This is a genomic window from Hoylesella loescheii DSM 19665 = JCM 12249 = ATCC 15930, from assembly GCF_000378085.1.
Classification (GTDB): Bacteria; Bacteroidota; Bacteroidia; order Bacteroidales; family Bacteroidaceae; genus Prevotella; species Prevotella loescheii.
This window is the reverse complement of the sequence record NZ_KB899238.1, coordinates 1-4,335: the sequence shown is the minus strand read 5'-3', so window position 1 is coordinate 4,335 and position 4,335 is coordinate 1. Positions and strand designations below refer to the sequence as shown.

The 4,335-nt window shown below is 35.4% G+C and carries 6 protein-coding genes; all 6 read right to left on the bottom strand.

Features of this window, described 5'->3' with window-relative positions:
* On the bottom strand, positions 1–509 hold a 509-nt coding region (locus F453_RS0113955; RefSeq protein WP_026292599.1), incomplete at its 3' end, for a DUF4280 domain-containing protein.
* A complete protein-coding gene (locus F453_RS14515; RefSeq protein ID WP_018968558.1) occupies positions 506–1,273 on the bottom strand; it encodes a hypothetical protein in 768 nt (255 codons plus the stop codon). The genes F453_RS14515 and F453_RS0113955, both read right to left, overlap by 4 nt.
* Before the next feature lie 96 nt (positions 1,274–1,369).
* Complete coding sequence (locus F453_RS0113945; RefSeq protein WP_018968557.1) at positions 1,370–2,368, bottom strand: tetratricopeptide repeat protein; 999 nt, start codon at positions 2,366–2,368, stop codon at positions 1,370–1,372.
* Entirely contained in the window at positions 2,365–2,856 is a 492-nt protein-coding gene (locus F453_RS0113940) for a hypothetical protein (protein WP_018968556.1), read from the bottom strand. The genes F453_RS0113945 and F453_RS0113940 overlap by 4 nt, the downstream gene beginning before the upstream one ends.
* A 111-nt stretch (positions 2,857–2,967) precedes the next feature.
* Positions 2,968–3,579, bottom strand: a complete 612-nt coding sequence (locus F453_RS0113935; RefSeq protein ID WP_009237967.1) for a hypothetical protein — start codon at positions 3,577–3,579, stop codon at positions 2,968–2,970.
* Between the two features lie 24 nt (positions 3,580–3,603).
* A partial coding sequence (locus tag F453_RS16410) for a phage baseplate assembly protein V (RefSeq protein ID WP_018968555.1) occupies positions 3,604–4,335 on the bottom strand: 732 nt, incomplete at its 5' end.

The window sequence follows — 4,335 nt, the reverse complement described above, 5'->3', positions numbered from 1 at the left end:
TCTTCCTCTCCATCCAACCAATAAGCATCAATAAGAACTTTTCTTCTGTCTAAGGGGTTTATTTGTTCTAATGTGGCGGTTTGCCCACTATGGACGATTTTCAGGTCTTCACCACTAATCATACATGGAATAGTAGACTTGACTAAAAGCGCTTGATGGTTACCAATGATTGTTTCTGAAAAGTTTTTCCATTCTCCCAGACTGATAACAGCTTTACAAGGAGGTTTTTGGTTTCCCCATTTAGGATGTGTACAAATTCCCGTAAAACCAAAGTTTACCTTCCCATCATTATCACCTACCGTAGCCCACGGTTTATCCTGCAACATAACCGTTTCAGCTGTTACTGTAAGTGAGGCAATCGGGCTGCTACAATATTTGCACTGTACCTTTCCTCCTTGGCAAACATATTTGACATCCTCATTCGGATCGCGCCATTTGCATTCTTTTTCTTCTTGCTTTTGACTGTTAAGACATTCTAAATTAGTTGCATGGTTCGAGTTGAATTTCATAAGCTATTTTCCTCCTGCCGTGTTAGTTCGTATTTCCAATATATATTGATGTCTTCTTTTACGTAGTCAACCTCCAGTTGCACCCATTCTGGTAAAATACACTCCTCTCTTATTTGCGTACGACCATAAAATTTATTCAACAAACAATCATGCTGGTTGGTAAACTCTCCTGTTATGGAGAAATAAACTTGCCCACTTCCTTTATGTTCACAAGTTAATCTTTCAGTAAAACATATGTCATCAAAATCAGATAGCATTATCTGCCGATTACGCGATTGTTTAACTCCAAGTGATTCCGATACTTCGAGAAATAGTAATCCCAAATAAAAGTAATTATCTGTTGGTGGACAATGCGACATCCTACCATCAAGCTGTGCAAGATAATCTTCGGCAAAGAATCCTTTGTAATCTGCTTGTAGTGAAGAGCGTATTTGTTGCCACTGATTTAACAATAATTCTTTATTCTCTATTGTCATACCGTTGGGTGTTATGCTTAATTTTAATCCATCATAGCGATAAAAAGTACGGTGTAAAAAATCTATAGATTTACCTAGGGTTTTGTCATTTGTGGAAAAATCTATTTTGACAAATTCAAGCTCTAAAACTTTAAGTGGAAAGTTCGTCTTCTTATGATGCAACACTTTATTTTCTGTATATTTGAGCTTCCAAAATATCGAAAAATCATATTCTTTTCTTGGCACCCCTTTTTGCTCGGTTGCTAAATATGCTTTTAGTGAATATTGAGTCTGTTGATCTTTTTCCATAAGGGCAAACTTTTATCATAAAAGAAAAATTCTATCACTTATATCCATTCTGTATTTTGAATATTTAAATAATTTTCTCTTGTAAATTGCAATTCTTCAAATGAGATATAGTTCACAGGTTTTCTCTCCTTGGGTATTCTGATATTTCAGAACCCATACATCTAGAATCAACGGTTTGTCTGGAAGAGTATAATCATTCAAACATACATTATACTTTTCAAGGAGCGTATTGGTCAATTGTTTACTATTGGGTAATTTTATGATTCGTATGATTTTATTATGCATGTAGGCTAAACAAACTGAAGCGGCCTGTTTTTCCTTATTTCTCATTCCTGGAATATATTTAAGAGCATTTTTATTTAGGAAATTCATTAATATATACTCTCTCACATAATCTACTATAATTCGTTTTTTTTCTACTTTAATTGGTTTTTGTATTTCTTTTAATTGTTTACCAAAGCCCCATTTTGTTCCATCTGTAAATTGGAGTTCTATTCCCGCAGGACCTATTTCTAAAGGAATTTCAGAAGGTCGTCCTGTATTTTTTGCTATTTCCTTTAATTCTGCAAGAGCTTTTGTATATCCTTCTTTTGTTGCATTGAGAAAATAGCAGTATGCATCACCCATATTCCCTTTTTCTTTGGCAATCAAACCATTCCAATAATCTTTCTGTCCATACAAATGATAATAGTCAAAATAAGACGACAATTGGATAAGTTTATTCTCTGCAGAGTCTATTCTTCCTAAATGATAATAAGCAGATAATTGGTTTTCATATATGGAATTGATGTTAACGATGCTATCCTTACTTATATTAATATACGAATCAATTTCTTGCATTTCTGTAGAACTGTATTGAAGTAGTCTTGTATAATCCCGAAGAGCATTCTCATATTTGCCAATTCTCATCTGGCAATTAGCTCGCATATATAAGTATTCCAAAGTAGGGGCTTCTTCTATTGCTTTATTTAAATAGTTTATCGCTAATTCATCATATCCATTCTGAAGAGCATTATCAATTTTACTTTTATAGTCCGTATGGCAACTATATAAAGAAAATGTTAGTAAAGTGAAGTATAATACGATCTTTTTCATTTCTTGATTTTTTCAGATTCTCGTATTTGCGTGATATAGTAATCTTTATATTCCTTATTTGCAGCAAAAGGAGCAGTTCCGATGGAAAGTAATCTATAGTTTTTACAATCAACGTATAACTTATTATGTGTAGAATTATTTCCTCCACCAATGAGAACTTCAGAAGCAGCCATTGCATTATCAAAAAAAGTAAAGTAAGCACCCTTATTATCTTTTCCCATCCCTACGATAACAAAAAAATGATCGGTCGTTTTATCTATATTTCCAGGATGACCTTTTTGATAATCAGCTCCTACAATTGATGGCATTCCTTCAGACAACGATTTCTTTAAGTAGGAAATCGCTTTTTTGAAATCAGCAATGTAACTATTTCCTAAATCATTGATTCTGTTGCCATCTGCATCTTTATATATTTTATAAATATGCGTATTTGCATCTCCTTTGGGTTTATATCCAACTTTTTTCAATTGGGCTATTGATGCTTTCATGCAATCTTCTGTATATACGACGAATTTCTTTCCGGGTATTACAGATGGAATCGTCGGCCAATTTTCACAAATACAATTCCGTGAGACAATGCCAAATTGCCCACAAAGTATTTATCCTGTAACATTCCCCTCCAAGTCAAACAGGTCACGACTATTATCAAATGCATAAAAGTTTAGATCAAAATACTCGTTAGGATAGAAATGATTAATATTAGGTTTTATACGTAATTTTACTGTTATAGAAGAACCATATTCGACCTTTATGGGACCTCTAGGACTAAGAAGTTCTATTCCATTTTTTGCATATGGTGGATTTACTTTTACTATTAGATAACCATCTGAGTCATTTGCTTTTGTATTCCCTTTTATAACATCAAATGTAATAGTTACATCGCCACGTTTTCTTAAGTATATAAAGATTTTTTCTTTTTTAGACGATTCAAGATAGGGAGATAAATGATATTTAAAGTAACCGTTGTCTTTATATTTTTTCCAATCAAAATTGAAATCACAAACAGGACAATTCCACAATGTCTCAAGTACTTCATTATGGTAAAAATAAGGCGATTTCTTTTTATCTTTTACATAACCCCAATCACAGAAGAAAACTTCCTTTGAGGAAATCTTCAACTTTTCTGACAACTTTATTTCTGGAATAAAATCATAACGATCTACTTTCTTTGATAAGTCGTATACGAAACTATTATATGCTTTCCCACTCATTCTATAATTATTTATCTAGTTGGTTTACTCTCTACTTATACGTGCATCCGTTTTTCCTTGCACAAGAGCTCTTCCTTGTGCACTGAAGATTAGGTCACCTTCTATTACGGATGTCTTCAGATCACCTACTGTCTGCTCCAGAGACTCTCCTACACAAAGAGTAGAGTCTTCACTGATATGTTCTTTTTTGTTGGAAGCATCCAAAATATAATCTTTAGCGATAGTTATTCGTTTACTCTGTCCGATATCCTCCTTTTTATTTTCATTGACTTGAATCCTCATATTTTTACAGTTCAATGTCATTGTCTCACCTGCACTAATGGTAATATTCTTCTCGGCGTTAAGAATAATATTATCGCCGTTTGAATCAATATAAATATAATTACCTTTATTATCTTTAATGGTGATACCCAGAGAAGATGGAGAATCGTCCAACTCTAGGGCATGCCCACTACGGGTTCGGATGCTTTTCAGATGGTTCTCGGCAAATCCGCCAATGCCAGTCCTACCGTTGAACAGGCTGCCCATCACGTACGGCCTGTTGGGGTCGCCATGCCTGAAACCCACCAACACGTGGTCGCCAACCTCGGGGATGAAAACGAAGCCGCGGTTCGTGGGCACGTTCTCGCTGCCGCCGCCGTCGGGCGTCATCACGCGTATCCAACCCGTACGCATGTTGCCCGTCTGCCAATTCATCTGGACCTGGACGCGACCCTTGCCGTCGGGGTCGGCGTTGCCGATGACCCTAGCCACCTG